The 16,783-nt window shown below is 61.7% G+C and carries 16 protein-coding genes; 8 read left to right on the plus strand and 8 right to left on the minus strand.

Going from position 1 to position 16,783, the window contains the following annotated elements; translation table 11 throughout:
- The first annotated feature begins 59 nt into the window (after nt 1–59).
- A complete protein-coding gene (locus tag V1475_RS06950; RefSeq protein WP_479412147.1) occupies nt 60–860 on the plus strand; it encodes a trypsin-like serine peptidase in 801 nt (266 codons plus the stop codon).
- 126 nt (nt 861–986) lie between these two features.
- Nucleotides 987–1,466 carry an Hsp20 family protein gene (locus V1475_RS06955; protein WP_479412148.1) on the plus strand — a complete coding sequence of 160 codons (480 nt, stop codon included), beginning with the start codon at nt 987–989 and terminating at the stop codon, nt 1,464–1,466.
- A 119-nt stretch (nt 1,467–1,585) separates the two neighbouring features.
- On the opposite strand, the gene V1475_RS06960 is transcribed toward V1475_RS06955, so the two are convergent.
- A complete protein-coding gene (locus V1475_RS06960; RefSeq protein WP_479412149.1) occupies nt 1,586–3,751 on the minus strand; it encodes an esterase-like activity of phytase family protein in 2,166 nt (721 codons plus the stop codon).
- A gap of 169 nt (nt 3,752–3,920) precedes the next feature.
- Between V1475_RS06960 and V1475_RS06965 the strand changes: the two genes are divergently transcribed.
- On the plus strand, nt 3,921–5,153 hold the full coding sequence (locus tag V1475_RS06965; RefSeq protein WP_479412150.1) for an aminotransferase-like domain-containing protein: 1,233 nt from the start codon (nt 3,921–3,923) through the stop codon (nt 5,151–5,153).
- Nucleotides 5,154–5,212: 59 nt separating this feature from the next.
- On the opposite strand, the gene V1475_RS06970 is transcribed toward V1475_RS06965, so the two are convergent.
- Complete coding sequence (locus V1475_RS06970) at nt 5,213–5,779, minus strand: hypothetical protein (protein WP_479412151.1); 567 nt, start codon at nt 5,777–5,779, stop codon at nt 5,213–5,215.
- Between the two features lie 173 nt (nt 5,780–5,952).
- Here V1475_RS06970 and V1475_RS06975 point away from each other — a divergent pair, with 173 nt between their 5' ends.
- The 3 genes from V1475_RS06975 to V1475_RS06985 are packed head-to-tail and all read left to right on the plus strand — an operon-like array spanning nt 5,953 to nt 7,385.
- Nucleotides 5,953–6,219 carry a hypothetical protein gene (locus V1475_RS06975; protein ID WP_434289083.1) on the plus strand — a complete coding sequence of 89 codons (267 nt, stop codon included), beginning with the start codon at nt 5,953–5,955 and terminating at the stop codon, nt 6,217–6,219.
- 9 nt (nt 6,220–6,228) lie between these two features.
- Nucleotides 6,229–6,861, plus strand: a complete 633-nt coding sequence (locus V1475_RS06980; protein ID WP_479412152.1) for a DUF1523 family protein — start codon at nt 6,229–6,231, stop codon at nt 6,859–6,861.
- On the plus strand, nt 6,858–7,385 hold the full coding sequence (locus tag V1475_RS06985; protein WP_479412153.1) for a methyltransferase family protein: 528 nt from the start codon (nt 6,858–6,860) through the stop codon (nt 7,383–7,385). Before V1475_RS06980 ends, V1475_RS06985 begins: the two co-directional genes overlap by 4 nt.
- Nucleotides 7,386–7,409: 24 nt before the next feature.
- Here the strand turns inward: V1475_RS06985 and V1475_RS06990 are convergent, their stop codons facing one another.
- From V1475_RS06990 to V1475_RS07000, 3 genes are all read right to left on the minus strand, one after another.
- Nucleotides 7,410–9,740 carry an aldehyde dehydrogenase family protein gene (locus V1475_RS06990; protein WP_479412154.1) on the minus strand — a complete coding sequence of 777 codons (2,331 nt, stop codon included), beginning with the start codon at nt 9,738–9,740 and terminating at the stop codon, nt 7,410–7,412.
- A 61-nt stretch (nt 9,741–9,801) separates the two neighbouring features.
- Complete coding sequence (gene deoC, locus V1475_RS06995) at nt 9,802–10,815, minus strand: deoxyribose-phosphate aldolase (protein ID WP_479412155.1); 1,014 nt, start codon at nt 10,813–10,815, stop codon at nt 9,802–9,804.
- A 72-nt stretch (nt 10,816–10,887) separates the two neighbouring features.
- Nucleotides 10,888–11,730, minus strand: coding sequence for a helix-turn-helix domain-containing protein (locus V1475_RS07000; protein WP_479412156.1), 843 nt, complete (start codon nt 11,728–11,730; stop codon nt 10,888–10,890).
- Nucleotides 11,731–11,905: 175 nt separating this feature from the next.
- Here V1475_RS07000 and rpe point away from each other — a divergent pair, with 175 nt between their 5' ends.
- Nucleotides 11,906–12,604: a ribulose-phosphate 3-epimerase gene (rpe, locus tag V1475_RS07005; protein WP_479412157.1), complete on the plus strand. Its 699-nt coding sequence runs from the start codon at nt 11,906–11,908 to the stop codon at nt 12,602–12,604.
- A 12-nt stretch (nt 12,605–12,616) separates the two neighbouring features.
- Here the strand turns inward: rpe and V1475_RS07010 are convergent, their stop codons facing one another.
- From V1475_RS07010 to V1475_RS07020, 3 genes are all read right to left on the minus strand, one after another.
- Nucleotides 12,617–13,522 (minus strand): hypothetical protein, encoded by a 906-nt coding sequence (locus tag V1475_RS07010; RefSeq protein ID WP_479412158.1) that lies wholly within the window; start codon nt 13,520–13,522, stop codon nt 12,617–12,619.
- An 8-nt stretch (nt 13,523–13,530) separates the two neighbouring features.
- Entirely contained in the window at nt 13,531–14,544 is a 1,014-nt protein-coding gene (locus tag V1475_RS07015; RefSeq protein ID WP_479412159.1) for a glycosyltransferase family 2 protein, read from the minus strand.
- A gap of 123 nt (nt 14,545–14,667) precedes the next feature.
- On the minus strand, nt 14,668–15,726 hold the full coding sequence (locus tag V1475_RS07020) for an AbrB family transcriptional regulator (RefSeq protein WP_479412160.1): 1,059 nt from the start codon (nt 15,724–15,726) through the stop codon (nt 14,668–14,670).
- Between the two features lie 225 nt (nt 15,727–15,951).
- Between V1475_RS07020 and phnC the strand changes: the two genes are divergently transcribed.
- Entirely contained in the window at nt 15,952–16,776 is an 825-nt protein-coding gene (gene phnC / locus V1475_RS07025) for a phosphonate ABC transporter ATP-binding protein (protein WP_479412161.1), read from the plus strand.
- Nucleotides 16,777–16,783 lie beyond the last annotated feature (7 nt).

Raw genomic sequence — 16,783 nt, forward strand, 5'->3', positions numbered from 1 at the left:
TCCCGCCTTGAACCCTCTTTAGCGCTGAAGGGGGCGGACAGAGGGCTGACGAGGCTGACATGAAAAAATTGCTGACCATCTTTTTCCTGATCCTGATGAGCGGGGCGGCACAGGCGGACAGTGCGCTGAAGACCTTTCGCACGGGCGATGACGGTCGGGGATGGGAAGCGGTCGGGCGTCTCGATTTCGCGGGGCGCAGTTTCTGCACCGGCACGCTGATCACCGAGCGACTTGTGCTGACCGCCGCCCATTGCATGTACGACATCTCGTCGAAAAAGCCGCACAAACCCTCGGACGTGAGCTTCAAGGCCGGGTGGCGCAACGGGCAGGCGCAGGCCTATCGCGAGGCGAAGGCGATCTATGTCCATCCGGGGTTCTCTCTGGCAAGCGGCGATCTGCACGACCGGTTGCTGAACGACGTGGCGCTGATCGAGCTGTCGCAGCCGGTGCGCACGACCTCCGTACGTCCCTTTCCGACCTCCATGCGGCCTGAGAAAGGCCAGGCGGTCGGCGTCGTCTCCTACGCTCATGACCGGGCCGAAAGCCCGTCCTTGCAGGAGGTTTGCCATGTCATGGCGCGCCAAGGCGGTGTTCTTGTGACCTCCTGCGAAGTGGATTTCGGCTCTTCCGGTGCGCCGATCTTCGATATGACCGGTGCGGTGCCACGCATTGTCTCCGTGGTCTCCGCCAAGGCGCAGTTCCGGGGCGAGCGGGTGTCCGTCGGCACCTCGCTTGAGGGGGCTCTGGCGGATCTGCTGAAAATGGCAGCCACCGGTCAGAGCCATTTCAAGAAGGTGGATGCGGGACCCATGCCGACCCTGACCGAGACCGAATTCGCGGTGGGTATGCTCGGGCGGTGAGCCCTCTTGAAACCGCCTCTCTCCATTCCCAGATCTTTGATGTCGGATGCCTGAACAGGGTCCGGCATCTCGCCTGTCCGTAACCCGGAAGGCCCTCACTCTGGAATCGCTCAATGGAGGATACCCATGCGTAATTTTGACCTTGCCCCGCTGTACCGTGCCACCGTCGGTTTCGATCAGATCGCCGATCTGATGGACCGGGTTCTGGCCCAGGATGTCAGCCAGCCCAGCTACCCGCCCTATAACATCGAGAAGACCGCTGAGGACGCATGGCGCATTTCGCTCGCCGTCGCCGGGTTCTCGACCGTAGACATCGCCATCGAGCAACGTGAAAACGCGCTGATCGTCTCCGCCCGCAAATCCGACAGCGAGGAAGACAAGGGCAAGACCTACCTCCATCGCGGCATCGCCACCCGTGCGTTCGAGCGCCGCTTTACGCTTGCCGAACATGTGAAGGTCACGGGAGCGTCCCATGAGAACGGCATGTTGCATATCGACCTGAAACGCGAAGTGCCCGAAGCACTGAAACCGCGCCGGATCGAGATCGCCGGGCCGAACACGGTCGAAACCAAGGCGATCGAAGGCGAACGGACGACCGAGGTCTGATCTTGCGGGGCTCTGCCCCGCACCCCGGGATATTTCGGGACAAAAGAAGATTTAAGCTATCCTATGAAAAGCAAAACGCCCGCCGGTTCGGCGGGCGTCTCTTTTGGGGATAGCGGATCTTATTCGACTTTGCCGATGGACCAGAAGAAGGTCTCGCCCGAGCTGTCGTCCACGCCGTCATTGTCGGTGGAGACGAAGATTTCGCCGTCTTTGGTGATCGCGAGGCCTTCGACCTTGTCGACCACATAGCCATTCCAGGATTTCAGATCCGGGATCAGATCGCGCACCTCTTCCTTGGACACGACGGGGAGGTCGCCGCCCAGCGGAGCCGGGACCATTTCAGAGGCCGGGATGCGGTAGATCTTTTTGATCATGGCCGCCGCACCGATCTGGTTGTCACGTTCGATGACATAGAAATAGTCGCCATGCGCGACGATCTCGGAAAGACCGGTCCAACCGGTGTCCGGCGCGGCTTTCTCATAGCGCACCGCACCCCATTCACCGCTCTCGATGTTATAGGCAACGAGTTTCACGGTGTTTTTCGGATCGTCTTTCCATTCGCGCTGAACCGCCATCCAAAGCGTATCGCCGACCTTGGTGATGCCTTCGAAGCCGAACCTGACTTCGTTGTTCAGCAGCTCGGCGGGCAGGCCCACTTCGTCCTTGATCACGCCCTTGGCGTTCACATGGTAGAGCGCATGCGGGGTGACGCGGTCAGTGCGGCCCTCGGAGGCGACCCAGAAGCCACCTTCGCCATCGAGCGTGATGCCTTCCATGTCGAGTTTCTGCGCGGCATCGCCATTGGCGCGCACCACGCGGATCGCGTCGACGATCTTCGCCGGGGTCTGCGTCGGGTCGATTTTGAAGATGGTCGGTTGATAACCGTAGAAGCTGTCGTTCACGGCGTAGATCATGCCGTCCTCATCCGCAACCATGCCGGAGTTCGCGCCCCAACCGGTGAGTTCGTCCATGCCTTCCGACGTCAGCGTCGGGTAGGCGGCGGGGGCGTCTTGCAGTTCGTAGAGCATGACATGGGCACGGGTGCCGCCGTCTTCGATGAGGTCGAGTTCGTTCGCGGTGGCCAGAAGCCCGCGCGAGGGGATCGCAATCGCGCCTTCAGGCGAAATGCCGGAGGGCAGGAGTTGTTTGAACACCGGGTTCTCCGCGTCGGTGACGTCATAGACGGAGACGGTGGAGGAGCGCTCGGAGAGGATGAAGGCATATGTCACATCGCCGAAGGTGGCGACTTCCATGCCCTCGGGTTCTACGCCTTTGGCGTCGGAGCGTTTGTCCGGGTAGTGACCGGCCTGAATGATCGGATGCTCAAAGGCCGCGCCCGATTCCCAGACCAGCGTGCCGTCTTTGTTGAACACGGTGACGGAACGGGACCCGCCGTCCATGTCGCCTTCGTTGGCGATCATGATGTGGTTCTCGTCGATCCACTGAAGCCCGTCGGGCTCACGAAGACGACCCGGCTGGCTTTCGGTAAAGAGAAGTGCCGCGCGTTCGTCGGTGGCGTCGATGTTGTCGAGATCGACAGAACCGGCGGAGAAATGCGCGGTCACATTGCCGTCTTTGTCCATCACCACGATGTGGTTGTTTTCCTGCATCGTCACGGCCATCTCACCCAGAGCGTTGATGTCCACGAACTCCGGTTCCGGATCTTCCGGCGCGATCTCTGCCAGACCCGTGACGTCGATTTTTTTCAGGCTGTCGCAGGCAAGCGCCTCGTCTTTCAAGCCGACGGTGACTATGTAGCCGGCCGGAAGCTGGCCGACACGGCCGTCGCCCGCTTCCTCGTCACGCTCGTTCTCGATGGCGATGGCAACCATGGTGCCTTCATCGTTATGCGCGGTGGAATCCGGTTGACCGCCAAGATCGCATTCCCCGGTGATCTCGCCGGTGGCCAGATCGACAGACAGGAGTTTGCCCGAGGGTTCGACATAGCTCTCAGAGGTGTTGACCGCGACAAAGGCGGTGTTGCCGATCACGGTCACGGAGGTCGGTTCGCCAGCGACATCCACATTGCCTTTCGGCTGCGGGTTTTTCGGATCGGTGATGTCGATCAGGCCCACAACGCCCAGCGGGCTGTCGGTATAGACCAGCGTCATGCCATCCTCGGAGGCGCCGATGATCTCCGCGGAGGTGGTCCGCGCCTTGTCTTCGCCCTCGGCCATGTTGTCCGGGGTCGCGAAAGCGGCGATGCGGTTGAAATTCAGTTCGGCATTGGCCCCGGTCGCGGTGATCGCGAGCGCAGAGGCGGCCAGCAGCAGGTGCTTTTTCATGTTGTGTCCCTCGTCATTGCACACGCGCGGGGTTTGACGAAAGGAAATGTCGCCAGAGTGACGGTTTTGTATCATTTTTGTAAAGGGGGCTGTGCTTGGAGTGTCATGTCAGCTTTGTTGACTTAATCGTCGAAAAGCGCGAGACGGGAGCCCTGAATGGAGAAGAATAATGAGTCTGTCGCCCAAATCCCCCGCGCGCCTGAACACGCTTTTTGCCAAACGCACCCAGAAAATGAAGGCCTCCGAAATCCGTGAGCTTCTCAAGCTTCTGGATCAACCGGATATTATTTCCTTTGCGGGCGGTATCCCCGACCCGGCCTATTTCCCGCGTGTGGCGTTCGAACAGGCGATGCTCAAGGCGACGAGCGAACAGGCGGCGGGCGTCGCGCTGCAATATTCGACCTCCGAAGGCTATACGCCGCTGCGCGACTGGATTGTCGACTACATGGGCCGTCATGGCGTGACCTGTACCCGCGACAACATCCTGATCACGGCGGGCTCGCAACAGGCGCTCGATTATCTCGGCAAGCTGTTTCTCGATCCGAATGACACGGCCTTGGTCGCTTGGCCGACCTATATGGGCGCGCTGGGCGCGTTTAACGCCTATGAGCCGCGCTATGACCGGTTCGATCCGCAGGCCAACCGTCCGGTCGAGGATATCGAGGCCGATGCGGAGGCCGCAGGAGGCCGAGTGAAATTCGTCTACCTGTCGTCCGATTTCGCCAACCCGACCGGCGTGACGCTCACGGAGGATCAGCGTCTGACCGTGCTCAAACGTGCCGAGGCGCTGGGCTGTGCGGTGATCGAGGACGCCGCCTATCAGGAGCTGCGCTATACGGGGGCCGAGGTCAAACCGATGCTTGCGCTTGAGATCGAAGAGAAGGGCGATATCGAAGACTGTCGCACGATCTATCTCGGCTCGTTCTCGAAAACCCTCGCGCCGGGACTTCGGGTCGGCTGGGCGGTGGCCGCGAAGCCGGTCATTCAGCAGATGGTACTGACCAAACAGGCCGCCGATCTTCAAACCGCCACGATCAACCAGATCGCGGTGAACGAGGTGGCGCGTGGTGTGTTCGACGCCCATGTCGCGACCCTGCGCGAGGTGTACGGCGCGCGGTTGAACGCCATGCTGGCGGCGCTCGAACGTCATATGCCCGAGGGTGTGGAATGGACGCGGCCCGAGGGTGGGATGTTCGTCTGGGTCACATTGCCCAAGGGCATGGGGGGCGCGGAGCTTCTGGTCAAGGCGCTGGAGGCGAAGGTCGCATTCGTGCCCGGCGGGGCGTTCTATGCCGATGGCTCGCACACGAACACGCTCCGGCTCAACTTCTCGATGTCGCCCGCCGCGAAGATCGAAGAGGGCATCGCCCGTTTGGGCGATGTCATCCGCGCCGGGATCTGAGCGCAGGGACATTCGTTATGAAAAGAGGGGCCAAGCGCCCCTCTTTTCGTGTTTGGAGATCAGTAACCGAACCGGCCAAGCTCGCGATAGTCGATGCTCTCCAGCAGCGGCAGAACCACATCGCGCGGTTCGCCCGAGGCCTGAACCAGAATGCGGCCCTCGATCAAGGCCGAGAGATCGCCCTCGTTGTCGAGGAATTTTTCGCGCCCGACGCGGACGGTTTTCATGCCCATGGCCCCGGCATTCTGGATCATGCCGCCCATCATGCCGATCATCGGGCTGTCGACCACGATGGTGATGGTGAATTCTTCGCCCGTTTCCTTGAAATAGCGTTTCGCAGCCGCCGTGCCGCCCCCCATCATGGCAAAGCCCGCGGTGGAGTCGCTGTCGTCTTCGGCGGTCCAACCTTCGGGTGCCGCAGGCAGGAAGGCGGACAGTTCGCCGGTTTTCATCTCCTGCATAAGTTGCTTGGCGTAGTCGAGCTCTTCGAGCGCGTAGGTGACGTCGCCCTCCTCATAGGCCTTGAGCGCGCTGTTGAGCGTGTCGGTGACCTCGTCGGCCATGGCGGCGGTGCCGAGGCAAAGGGCGAGCGCCGTGCCCGCCAGAAGTTTGGTGGTGAATGTCATGGACCCCTCCGATGAATATTGTGCCGATAGCAAAACCGTTCCGAGGGAGTCGGGCAAGGGGAAGAATGGGGCCGGAAGCTCATAACTGGGGGCATGCGGGGCATGAAACCGGCTCGCACTTGTGCCGCAACGCCGCTAGAATGGGCGGTGTGTTTCAGTCCTGAGGCCAAACCATGTTGGGATTTCTGCGTTTTCTCGTGATCGGCCTCGTCCTTTTGACGGCGCTTTACATGCTTTTGGGCATCTACCTGCGCTCGCTCACCCGCGAGCGTCTGGAAGATGAATGGGAGAAAGAGGGTTCCATTGGCGACCGAGATACCTATGTGGAGGAGGGGATGCGAGACTATGAACGCTCCTTCCGGCCAAAGCTTTTGCTGCTGGTCTATATCCTGCCCCTGATCGTCTTTGCCGCGATCTTCTACGTCACGAATTTTATGTGAGGCCCCGCGATGCGCTATGTGAAATGGACCCTGATCGCCCTGATCGTGCTCTTTGTCGGAGGGTTCTTCCATTACACCCTGCCGCAGCATGACATCGTGCGGATTGTGAATACCTATCAGGAACGGCAGGATATTTCCGGCTGGACCTCAATCTTCTGGCAGGGGTCGGACAATGGTACGGCGACGATGCAGAGCCGCGATGTGCAATTCATTCAGGCCGTGCGCCCCTCCGGCAAAAGCATCGTTTATCGCAATGAAGACACCGGCTGGGGCTGGCCGCCCTATTTCAAATTCGATACGGCCAATCTGGCGACCGAGGCGAGCGATGCGATTTCGACCAAGGACACGCCCGAGTGGGTTTCGGTGACCCATTACGGCTGGCGCTCTCAGGTGTTGTCGATCTTCCCCAATGCCGTCGCGATCAAGCCGGTGTCCGGGCCGGATGCGACGATCATTCCTTGGGCGAATATCATCATTTTGACGTTTATCGCGGTCGTTCTGATCACGATCTATCGCATGTGGCAGCAGTTCCGCGAACGCACCATTGAGCCGCTGGTGGAGGATGTGGAGGATGTGCTGGAACTGGCCGACGAAAAGAAAGACAGCGCGGTCGATAAGGTCAAAGGCTGGTTCCGTCGATGAGCCTTGTCACTTGGCTGGTGAGTGCGGGCTATGTCGCCGGATTTCTGGCGCTGACGGCGGCGCTGGCGCGACGCAGCGGGCAAAAGCTTTGGCTGTTTGACGCAGGCCAAGCCGGGGCGGCATGGGGTTTTCGCATCGCGTTCGCGATCCTTGTGCTCTGGCCCGTGGTGACGCGGGCAGGCGGTGCGCCGTTCTGGATCGTGCCTGCGGCTTTCGCCGCTGCTTTCGCGCTTTATGCGCAGGCCTATATGGGTCGCTCTTGGCGGATCGGCACCAAGGAGGGAGCGATCGGCGAAATTGTCACCGGCGGGCCGTTTCGGTTTTCGCGCAATCCGGTCTTTGTCGGGCAAATCGCGCTCAGTTGGTTTTTGACGCCGCTCGTAGGTCTGCCCATGGCCGTGGCCGCCGTGATCATGACCGCTTCGGCGGTGATGCAGGTGCGCTCCGAAGAGGTGGTGCTGGGCCAAAATGCCGATTGGCGACGCTACGCTGAGACAACGCCGCGCTGGATTGGGTGGATGTAAAAAGGGGCATTGCGGCCCCTTTCCTTATTCCCCGTAAGGCACCCAGATCGTCTTGACCTCGGTCGCCTGCGCCAACCAGTCCCGCGCCGGATAGCTCCGGGCCATCCCGTTGTTGACCCAAGTGCGTTTCAAATTCCCGGCGCTCTCGCGCTCGATCACGCCGGAAATCTCAGCCGACGAAAAACTCCACACCGCCTCGATATCCATATGCCCGGCCATGGTTTTCGCCAGTTCGCCATGCGGACCGGCCAGGATATTGACCACACCTGCGGGCACGTCAGACGTGTCGAGCACCTGATAGAAATCCGTGGCAGCCAAAGGATAGGCCTCGGAGGCCACGGCGATCACCCGGTTGCCCATGGCAATCGCGGGAGCGATGACTTCGATCAACCCCGCCAAAGGCCGGTCATCGCAAAACGCACCGATCACGCCGACAGGTTCGTTCATCGCGAGGGCCACACCGCGCATCGGCACGGGTTTCGCCGCCCCGTCGAGCTTGTCGCACCAGGCGGCGTAGGTGAAGAGTGTGTCGATGGACTCAGTGACTTCAGCCTGTGCTTTCGCCTCCGTGGTCCCGGTTAGATCACGGAGGCGCGTAGCGAATTCATCCGCGCGGGCGGAGAGGTTTTCGCCCACGAAATAAAGCACCTGCGCGCGGTTGTGGGCGGTCGCTTTGGCCCAGCCTTTCGCGCCCTGTGCCGCTTCGACCGCGTTTCGGATGTCCTTGCGGCTGGCAATCGAGCTATGGCCCAGAAGCTTGCCTTTGGGGGAATAGATCGCTTGGCTATACCCGCCATCGGGCCGCGCCTGTTTGCCGCCGATATAAAGCTTTGCGGTGCGATCCAGCCCCAGAACTTCGACGTCATCCGGCTTCACATGTGCCTTCGCGGGCTTCACGGGCGAGGCTTTGCTCGCAGGTTTGGTATAGGCCATGAGGCCCTCCCAACCACCTTCGCGGCCAAAGCCGCTTTCGCGCACACCGCCAAATCCGGCGCTTGCGTCGAACATGTTCGATCCGTTGACCCAGACGACACCCGCGACCAGTTTCGGCGCAATATCCAGCGCCAGATTGACGTTCTCGGTCCACACGGAGGCCGCCAAACCATAGCGCGTGTTGTTTGCCACCTGTACGGCCTCGGCGGGCGTGCGGAAGGTGGTGGAGACCAAAACAGGCCCAAAGATTTCTTCCTGCATCAGGAGCGAAGAGGATTCCAAACCCGACACCAAAGTCGGCGGGTAGAAGCATCCCTCCGGCGCGCGTACCGGTTGATGCACGGTGCCCTCAGAGCCGCCCTTGGCGACGAGGCTTTCGATCCGCTGCAACTGCACCGGGTCGATGATGGCGCCGACGTCGATGCTTTTGTCCAAAGGATTGCCGATGCGCAGATTGCCCATCCGCGCGACAAGGCGGGCGTGGAAGTCCTCGGCAATGCCTTCCTGCACAAGTAAACGCGATCCGGCGCAGCAGACCTGTCCTTGGTTGAAGAAAATCGCGTCGACCAGCCCCTCCACGGCGCTGTCGATGTCGGCGTCCTCAAAGACGATGTAGGGCGATTTTCCACCCAGTTCGAGCGTCAGAGATTTGCCCGACCCGGCGGTCGCCTCGCGAATGTGCCGTCCAACGGCGGTCGATCCGGTGAACGCAATTTTGTCCACGCCGGGATGCGTCACGATCATCTCGCCTACCGCGCCGTCGCCGGTCACGATGTTGACGACACCCTTTGGCACACCGGCCTCCTGGCAAATCTGCGCGAAGAGCAACGCGGTCAGAGAGGTATATTCCGCCGGTTTCAACACCACCGTATTGCCCATGGCAATCGCCGGCGCGACCTTCCATGCCAGCATCAAAAGCGGGAAGTTCCACGGGATGATTTGACCGCAAACGCCCAACGCCTCGCGCCCCGGCAGCTCTTCGTCCATGAGCTGCGCCATGCCCGCATGGTAATAGAAATGCCGCGCCACCAAAGCCACGTCGATGTCGCGGCTTTCGCGGATCGGCTTGCCATTGTCGAGCGTCTCCAACACGGCAAACAACCGCGCGTGCTTCTGCACCAGACGCGCCAGCGCATAAAGCACCTTCGCGCGCGCCTTGCTGTCCTTCGCCCATTTGCTCTGCGCCTTGCGGGCGGCGGCCACAGCGGCGTCCACATCGGCCTCGGTGGCCTGCGTGAGATGCGCCAGAACCTCGCCCGTCGCCGGGTTCTTCGCCTCAAACACCGCCCCCGGTTCCGTCATTGTCCCATTGATGAACAGGCCAAATCGGTCGCCACTGTCCACCAGCCACCGCAGCGCTTCGGCGGCGCTCTCGGGCGCAGTGCCATAGTCCATCGTGTCGAAAATCTCTTTCACGCTCATTGCGCTGCTCCCGTCCTGCCTGTTGCGGGTTTTCTGATGGCAAAAATACTCATGTCCGACCTCACCCGATAGAATGCCGCCAAGAGGCCGAATACTGCCCGGTCACATGATGCTCCAACTGCCGCTCGATATCGCCCAACAAAGACGATGCGCCAAAGCGGAACAGATGCGGAGAGAGCCAATGATCGCCCAGCTCTTCCTTGATCAAGGACAGATACACCAGCGCATCCTTCGCCTTGGAAATCCCACCCGCCGGTTTGTAGCCGATGCGATAGCCGGTGCGGGCGTAATAGTCGCGCACCGCTCGGATCATCACGAGCGACACCGGCAGCGTCGCGTTGACGCTTTCCTTGCCCGTCGAGGTTTTGATGAAATCCGCGCCCGCCATCATGCAAACCTGCGAGGCCTTGGCGACGTTGCGCAGGCTCCCCAGCTCGCCGGTCGCCAGAATGGCCTTCACATGCGCCTCGCCACAGGTCTCGCGGAACTCGCGCATCTCGTCGTAAAGCGCCTGCCAATTGCCGGTCAAAACATGCCGGCGCGAGATCACGATGTCGATCTCCTTGGCTCCCGCCTTGACGCTTTCCTCGATCTCCTTCACCCGCAGGTGATAGGGCGACAGACCCGCCGGAAAGCCGGTCGAGACGGCAGCCACCGGAATGCCCGTGCCATCGAGCGCCTCGACCGCCGTTTCGACCATGTCGTGATAGACGCAAACCGCGCCCGTGGTGATCGCGGGCATGCCCATGGCGTCCAGAAGATCGGCACGCACCGGATGGGCGGCCTTGGCGCAAAGCCTGCGCACGCGTCCGGCCGTGTCATCGCCCGCAAGCGTGGTGAGGTCGATCATCGTAATCGCCTTCAAAAGCCACGCGGCCTGATACTCCTTTTTGACCGAGCGCCGCCCCGGCAGGGTGGCGCAGCGGCGCTCCACGGCGGAGGTGTTCACCCGCTGCCGCTCAACAATATCGAGGTCCAGCTCCATGCCCGGATTGCGCGGTTCATGCAGCTGCGGCAGATGGGCGGTCTCAGTGCCGACACCGGTTGTGGCGGCGGTTAGATCGGTCGTGCTCATCGAAAAGCTCCGTTTTCACTTGGGCCGCAAGCTCGCATGGACGGAGCGCTTTGGCAATCATTGACCAATCGGTCAAACCGGTTGCACCACGCCTTTTTGATGTTTCACTCGATATTGCCGCGGCGTCATGCCGAACCGCGCCCGGAACAGCCGATGGAAATGGCTCATGTTCTGCAGGCCGATGTCGGTCGCGATCTCCGACAGGCTGTCCGGCGTGCCCTTGAGGCGGCGCGCGGCATAGTCCATGCGCAGGCGATTGACATAATCTGAGGGCGTCTGGCCGAGGCAGCTTTGCATCGTGCGGGCGACATGGGCATGGGCCTTGCCGCATTGCGCCACAAGCCCCGCTGCGCCGTCCCGGAACACCGACGGGTCTTCGAGACGCACCAGCGCCTCGGACAGCCAAAGTGGCATGGCTTCGGTCTTTTCACGGGCTTCAAGGGCCAGTCCGGCGATGAGCGGAAGCAGGAAAGCTTCGAGAAAGAGCGCGGTGCGGGGCGAGGCCTCGAGCGTTTTGGCCGCGGTCGAAAGCTGTGCCATCTGACGGATGTCGCGTCGGACCTGAACCGGGATGGACCCGGTGCCGGGGAAATACGGGCTCACCTCGGGGAAGCGTTCGACCAGTTCCCGGACCCGTCTGCGCCGCAGGATGAGGTTGACGATATGGCTTTCCTCGCCCTGCCCCTGGAGCGCATGGGGCAGGCCGGGAGAGATAAACACCAGATCGCCTTCGCTCAGAGCCATGCGCGTGGCTTCCGTCACAAGACGGGCGCGTCCGTTGTGAAGCCAGAACAGTTCGTAATAGTCCTGATCGTGTAGGGCTTTCGGGCGCGTCCTGGACAGGACGCTTCGGGAAAAGTGGTAGTCTTCCCCTTTGGATAGAATGTCGGCCTGTCGTAATGAAGTCGTCAGCATGAGTAAATTCTACCATAGGAAAACGCCTGATTCTCATATTTTATATGGCGTAAGGACAGAAATAGGTGACGTTTGGCTCGGTTTGCCACATTCCCAAGCAATCACTACGGCGTGACAGGCTCCGGCGCATCGGGTAGAGCACCTTAAACCGCCGCAAAGACCAAGGATTCGCCAGATGACCGCCCCGAGCTTTGACCGTTCCATCAAAATCGCGCCCTCCATTCTCGCCGCCGATTTCGCCGATTTCGGGCGTGAAATTCAGGCCGTCGAGGCGCATGGCGCGGATTGGATTCATGTCGATGTCATGGACGGGCATTTCGTGCCGAACCTGACCTTCGGCCCGGCGATGTGCAAGGCGATCCGCCCGCATATCAAGACGGTAATGGACGTGCATCTGATGATCGCCCCTGTCGATCCCTATATCGACGCTTTCGCGGATGCGGGCGCCGATATTCTGACCGCGCATGTCGAGGCCGGGCCGCATATTCACCGCACGCTGCAAGCGATCCGGGGCGCGGGGATGAAGGCGGGTGTCGCGCTCAATCCGGGCACGCCCGCCGAGAGCGTGGAATATCTCATGGACATGATCGATCTGATCTGTGTGATGACGGTGAACCCCGGGTTCGGCGGTCAGAAATTCATCCATTCCCAGATCGATAAGGTCAAAGTGCTGCGCGAGATGATCGGCGATCGTCCGATCCATATCGAGATCGACGGCGGCATCGACCCGACCACCGCGCCGCTGATGGCGGCGGCCGGTGCCGATGCGCTGGTGGCTGGCTCTGCGGTGTTCAAGGGCGGTTCCGTGATCAACCCGGCACCTTACGGCGAGAACATCCGCGCGATCCGGGCCGCCGCCGAAGCCGCGCGCTGATAGGCGCGTCGCTCAGGCGAGCGGCGTGTCGGGCAGGATCAGGGTAACCCCCTCGTCCTGTGCCAGTGCGGCAATGTCGTCCTCGTAACGCGCGGTGACCTCCGCGATCTTTGCGCTGTCCCAGCCGGGGATGTCGCAGCGCGGCGACAGGGCGTCCTCGATGCCGTGTTTGTCGAGAAACAACAGGATGACCCGCTCATATTGTGCGTGAGTGTCCGGCGGAAACTTTTCCAGATAGGCGCGCAACCGCGTCAGCCCCTCCGGTTCGAGCAGAGGCTGTAGCGGTTGCAGCCGGGCTTTGAGGATTGCCCCCTGTGGCAGGGCGAAGAGATGGCGCATGACCTGCGGCCAGATCAATGGCGCATCCTCGTCACACCAGAGCACCAGCGGCACCTCCGGCATGGCGCGGCGCAGGCGCTGCACCATCTCGCGCCAACTGAGCCGCGTGGGATCGGCGGTTTCGGCGAAGCTCTGGAGCGTGCGGGTCGCGTTCCCCGATGCGAAGGCGCGATCAAGAAACACCGCCGGATTGATCAGGGCGAGAGAGAGCCGGAATTGCGTCTGGGAAAACAGCTCTGCGACCGGGGGGAGCCGGGTTTCGAGGCCGTTGTAAAGGGCGGGTCCGTTGAACAGGTCGCGCAAGGAGCCGGCCCGAAGATCGTCGTCCAGCACCAAATGCCGCACCTCGCCGGGACCGGTCAAACTGGTGAGCAGATCGGTCTGTTCCTCCGGGATCGGCGGCATGCCGTCGAGGCGTCTGAGGGTCTCGTCGATGGTTTTGCGGGCCTTGCGGATGGGCGGCAGGAACACGCCCTGCTCTCGTAACAGTTGCGCATTTGCCCGGGCGCTCAGGAGAATGTCGCGGCCTGAGCTGAATTGAACGCCAATGTGGAGGGTGACTTGCATCGGGGGTGCCATGGGGGAACTCAACTGTCCTGTGCGACGGCTTTGAGACGGGCGAGATGCGCCGCGAGTTGGGTCGGTCCCGGCGGGGTCGATCCGGCCATAAGCGTCAGTTGCCACATCATCTCGACCACGGGACGTTCGGCGGTCAGGGTTTTCAGCCGGGCGCGGTGATGCGCCACCGTTTCGGCATGGAGCGCCTCGAAATCGGCAAGTTCAGCACGCGCGGTCTCGGCACCGGGCCGCATTCCTGCGATGCGACGGTCTTCCTCGGTGTTGAAATTACGCTCTGCCCAATAGCCGGGGCCGATCGGTTTGAGCATGTGATTGGGCAGGCCGCGTGCGGATTTCAGCGCGAATTCCTCCACCGAGCGCACGGAATAGTGGTTGAGCCAAGCGCGCGCGCCATCCTGTGGCAGGCCGAAAAGATTGATCCTTGCGCTTTGCTCGGCAAAGGCCTCTGGCATCGCTTTGCCATTGGCCGCGATCCAGCGCGCGGTCCGGTCTTTGTGCGGTTTCGGACGATGCACGCCGAGCGACTTGAAGGCCGCAGGGCGGTGCAGCGTCTTAAAGAAATGCGCCAGCGGCAGGGCGATCTCGTCGGGAGCGGCCATGGTGAAGCGCTCGGTGACGGGGCGGTCGTCCCATGACCCGATGCCGCTGTTGCCGAAGAGATGCCAGCGCAGCGGTACGGCATCAAACCCCTCGGGCAGGAGAGCGTCGAGGCTCAGCCCGTTCTCAAGTACCAGATATTCGTCGACGTCGAAAAACATCGCCAGATCGGCGGCCTTGTAGAGCGGATGTTTGGACAGGAGTTTCATCGCCTGCCATTGCACGGATTTCTCGCCTTCGGGCCGGAACGACAAATGGGTGACGATGCCAGCCTCGGCGAGCGCGTCCAGCAGGGTGTCGGAGCCATCCGAAAGATCATGCGAAGCGATGAGGAAATGCGAGAACCCGGCGGCCCTGTGATGGGCGATCCAGTCGAGAAGCCATGGTCCCTCGTCCCGGATGCATGTGATTGCGAGTGTGTTCAAACTCAACCTACCTGTCATGTGCCGGAGGAGTGACGTATTTTTGCACAGCCACGTCCGGCTTTTACAGTGCTGTGTTGGTCTCACACAGCTCTCGACCTGTCAAGCACGGGGCACGGGATGGACTTAGTAGCCGAGGCGTTCGGCGATGCGGGTCAAAAGTGTCGGCGCGACGGCCACGAGAATGACGATCCGCACCAGATGGTGAAGCGAGATATAGGCCACCTCGGCATGCATCGCGAGGGCGACGAGCGACATCTCCGTCAGGCCCCCCGGGGCATAGGCGAGCAGGACCTGCTCCGTGGTCTGGCCGAAGAGCTGATGCAGCCCGACCGCAAAGCCGAGGGACAGGGCCATGGTCACGAGCGTGCCGCCCAAGGTGAGCGCCAGTGTGCCGAACACCAGCGCGGGGCGCGCACCGCGAAAGCGACAGCCCATGGACGTGCCGAGGATCACCTGTGCGGCAATCACCAGAAGGGCGGGGGGCGAGGAATGGGTCAGCCCGGTCATATGTGCCGCGCCCGACAGGATCATCGGTCCCAGCAGTCCCGGCGCAGGCAGGCGCAGTTTGGCACCGCCCCAGGCGCCCACCACGGCACAGGCCAGAAGAATCGCAGCACTCATGAGTGTGATCGCTGGCCCGTCGTGGTTCAGCGTGATGCCGGTGACTTCGTAGCCGAGGAACACCCGGAAATAGAGCGCGATGATCGAGATCGTGACCACGATCCGACCGGCATGGGCCAGAATGATCCGTTTTTCGTCGCCCCCCAGAGCGCCACCGATCACGGTCATCTCGTTGAGCCCGCCGGGCATGGCGGAGAAGAAGGCGGTGATCGGGTCGAGACGGCCGATCTTGATGTAGAAGGGCACGACAAGGGCCGCGGACAGCGCGATATAGACCGAGAGCCCCGCCAGTGAGAGCGCCCAGCGGCTCAGGTTCTGGAAGGTGTCGGTGTCGAAGCTCGAACCCAGCATGACGCCGATCACCGGGATGACGATGGGGCGGAGCTGGCTCGGGGCCTCCAGCGGCGCGCCCGCCATGACGAAGACGAAGATCACCAGCATCGGCCCGAGCATCCAGGGCAACGGCATGTGTGCGAGATAGAATCCGGTGCCCGCAGCCGCGCCGATCATCAGCGTCATGAGGATGAGCAACAGGTGTTTCGGGGCGGGCAGATCGGGCAAGGGGTGGGGTCCTGAGGGGGCAATTTGTCGCGCCAACATACAAGGCCTTTGCGATGGGGCAAGCCACAGGTCCGTGGGAATTGTGCACAAGTCTTGCGCGGGCGATTGTCGCGTGGCTTGTAAAGGACGACGCCTCGTCCCCTGTCACAAATCTTTTTTCCACGCGTCACAGAAGGGATGCACTCCCTGTGCTTTATCGCCGCCAGCGAAAAAGAGGGGGCGGATATGCTCGAAGTGAAGAGCCTGACGAAACGGTTCGGCACCAAAGCGGCCGTGGACAAGGTCAGCTTTCAGATCGACCGATCGATGATGATCGGTATCATCGGGCGTTCCGGGGCGGGGAAATCGACCTTCCTGCGGATGATGAACCGGCTGACCGATGCCTCCGAGGGCGAATTGCTTTTCGAGGGGCGCAATGTGCTGTCGCTCAAGGGGGCGGAGAAGCGTCAGTGGCAATCCGATTGCGCGATGATCTTTCAACAGTTCAACCTCGTGCCGCGCATGGATGTGGTGTCCAACGTGTTGCATGGCACCCTTGGTCGTCGCTCCACTCTGGCGACCATGTTCAACCTCTATCCCGAAGAGGACATTTACAAGACGATCGACATTCTCGGTCGCCTTGGCATTTCGGAGCATGCCGAAAAACGCGCCGAGGCGCTTTCGGGCGGTCAGCAACAGCGCGTCGCCATTGCGCGTGCGCTGATGCAGGACCCCAAGGTGATCCTTGCCGACGAACCCATCGCCTCGCTCGATCCGATGAACGCCCAGACCGTGATGGAGGCGCTCCGCCGCATCCATGACGAGGACGGGCGCATGGTGATCGCGAACCTTCACACGCTCGACACCGCGCGGCGCTATTGCGACCGCATCATCGGCATGCGCGACGGGCGCGTGGTGTTCGACGGCACACCCGCCCAGCTCACCACAGGCGTTGCGCGCGACATCTACGGGGCGGGGGCCGATTTTTCGGAGGCCGCCACCTCGACCGAAATCCGTGATCACGAGGATGTCGAGGCGGTGGAGCGCCGTCTCGCAAAGGTTACTGTCTGACCCTTTC

This window comes from Celeribacter sp. SCSIO 80838 (assembly GCF_056498065.1).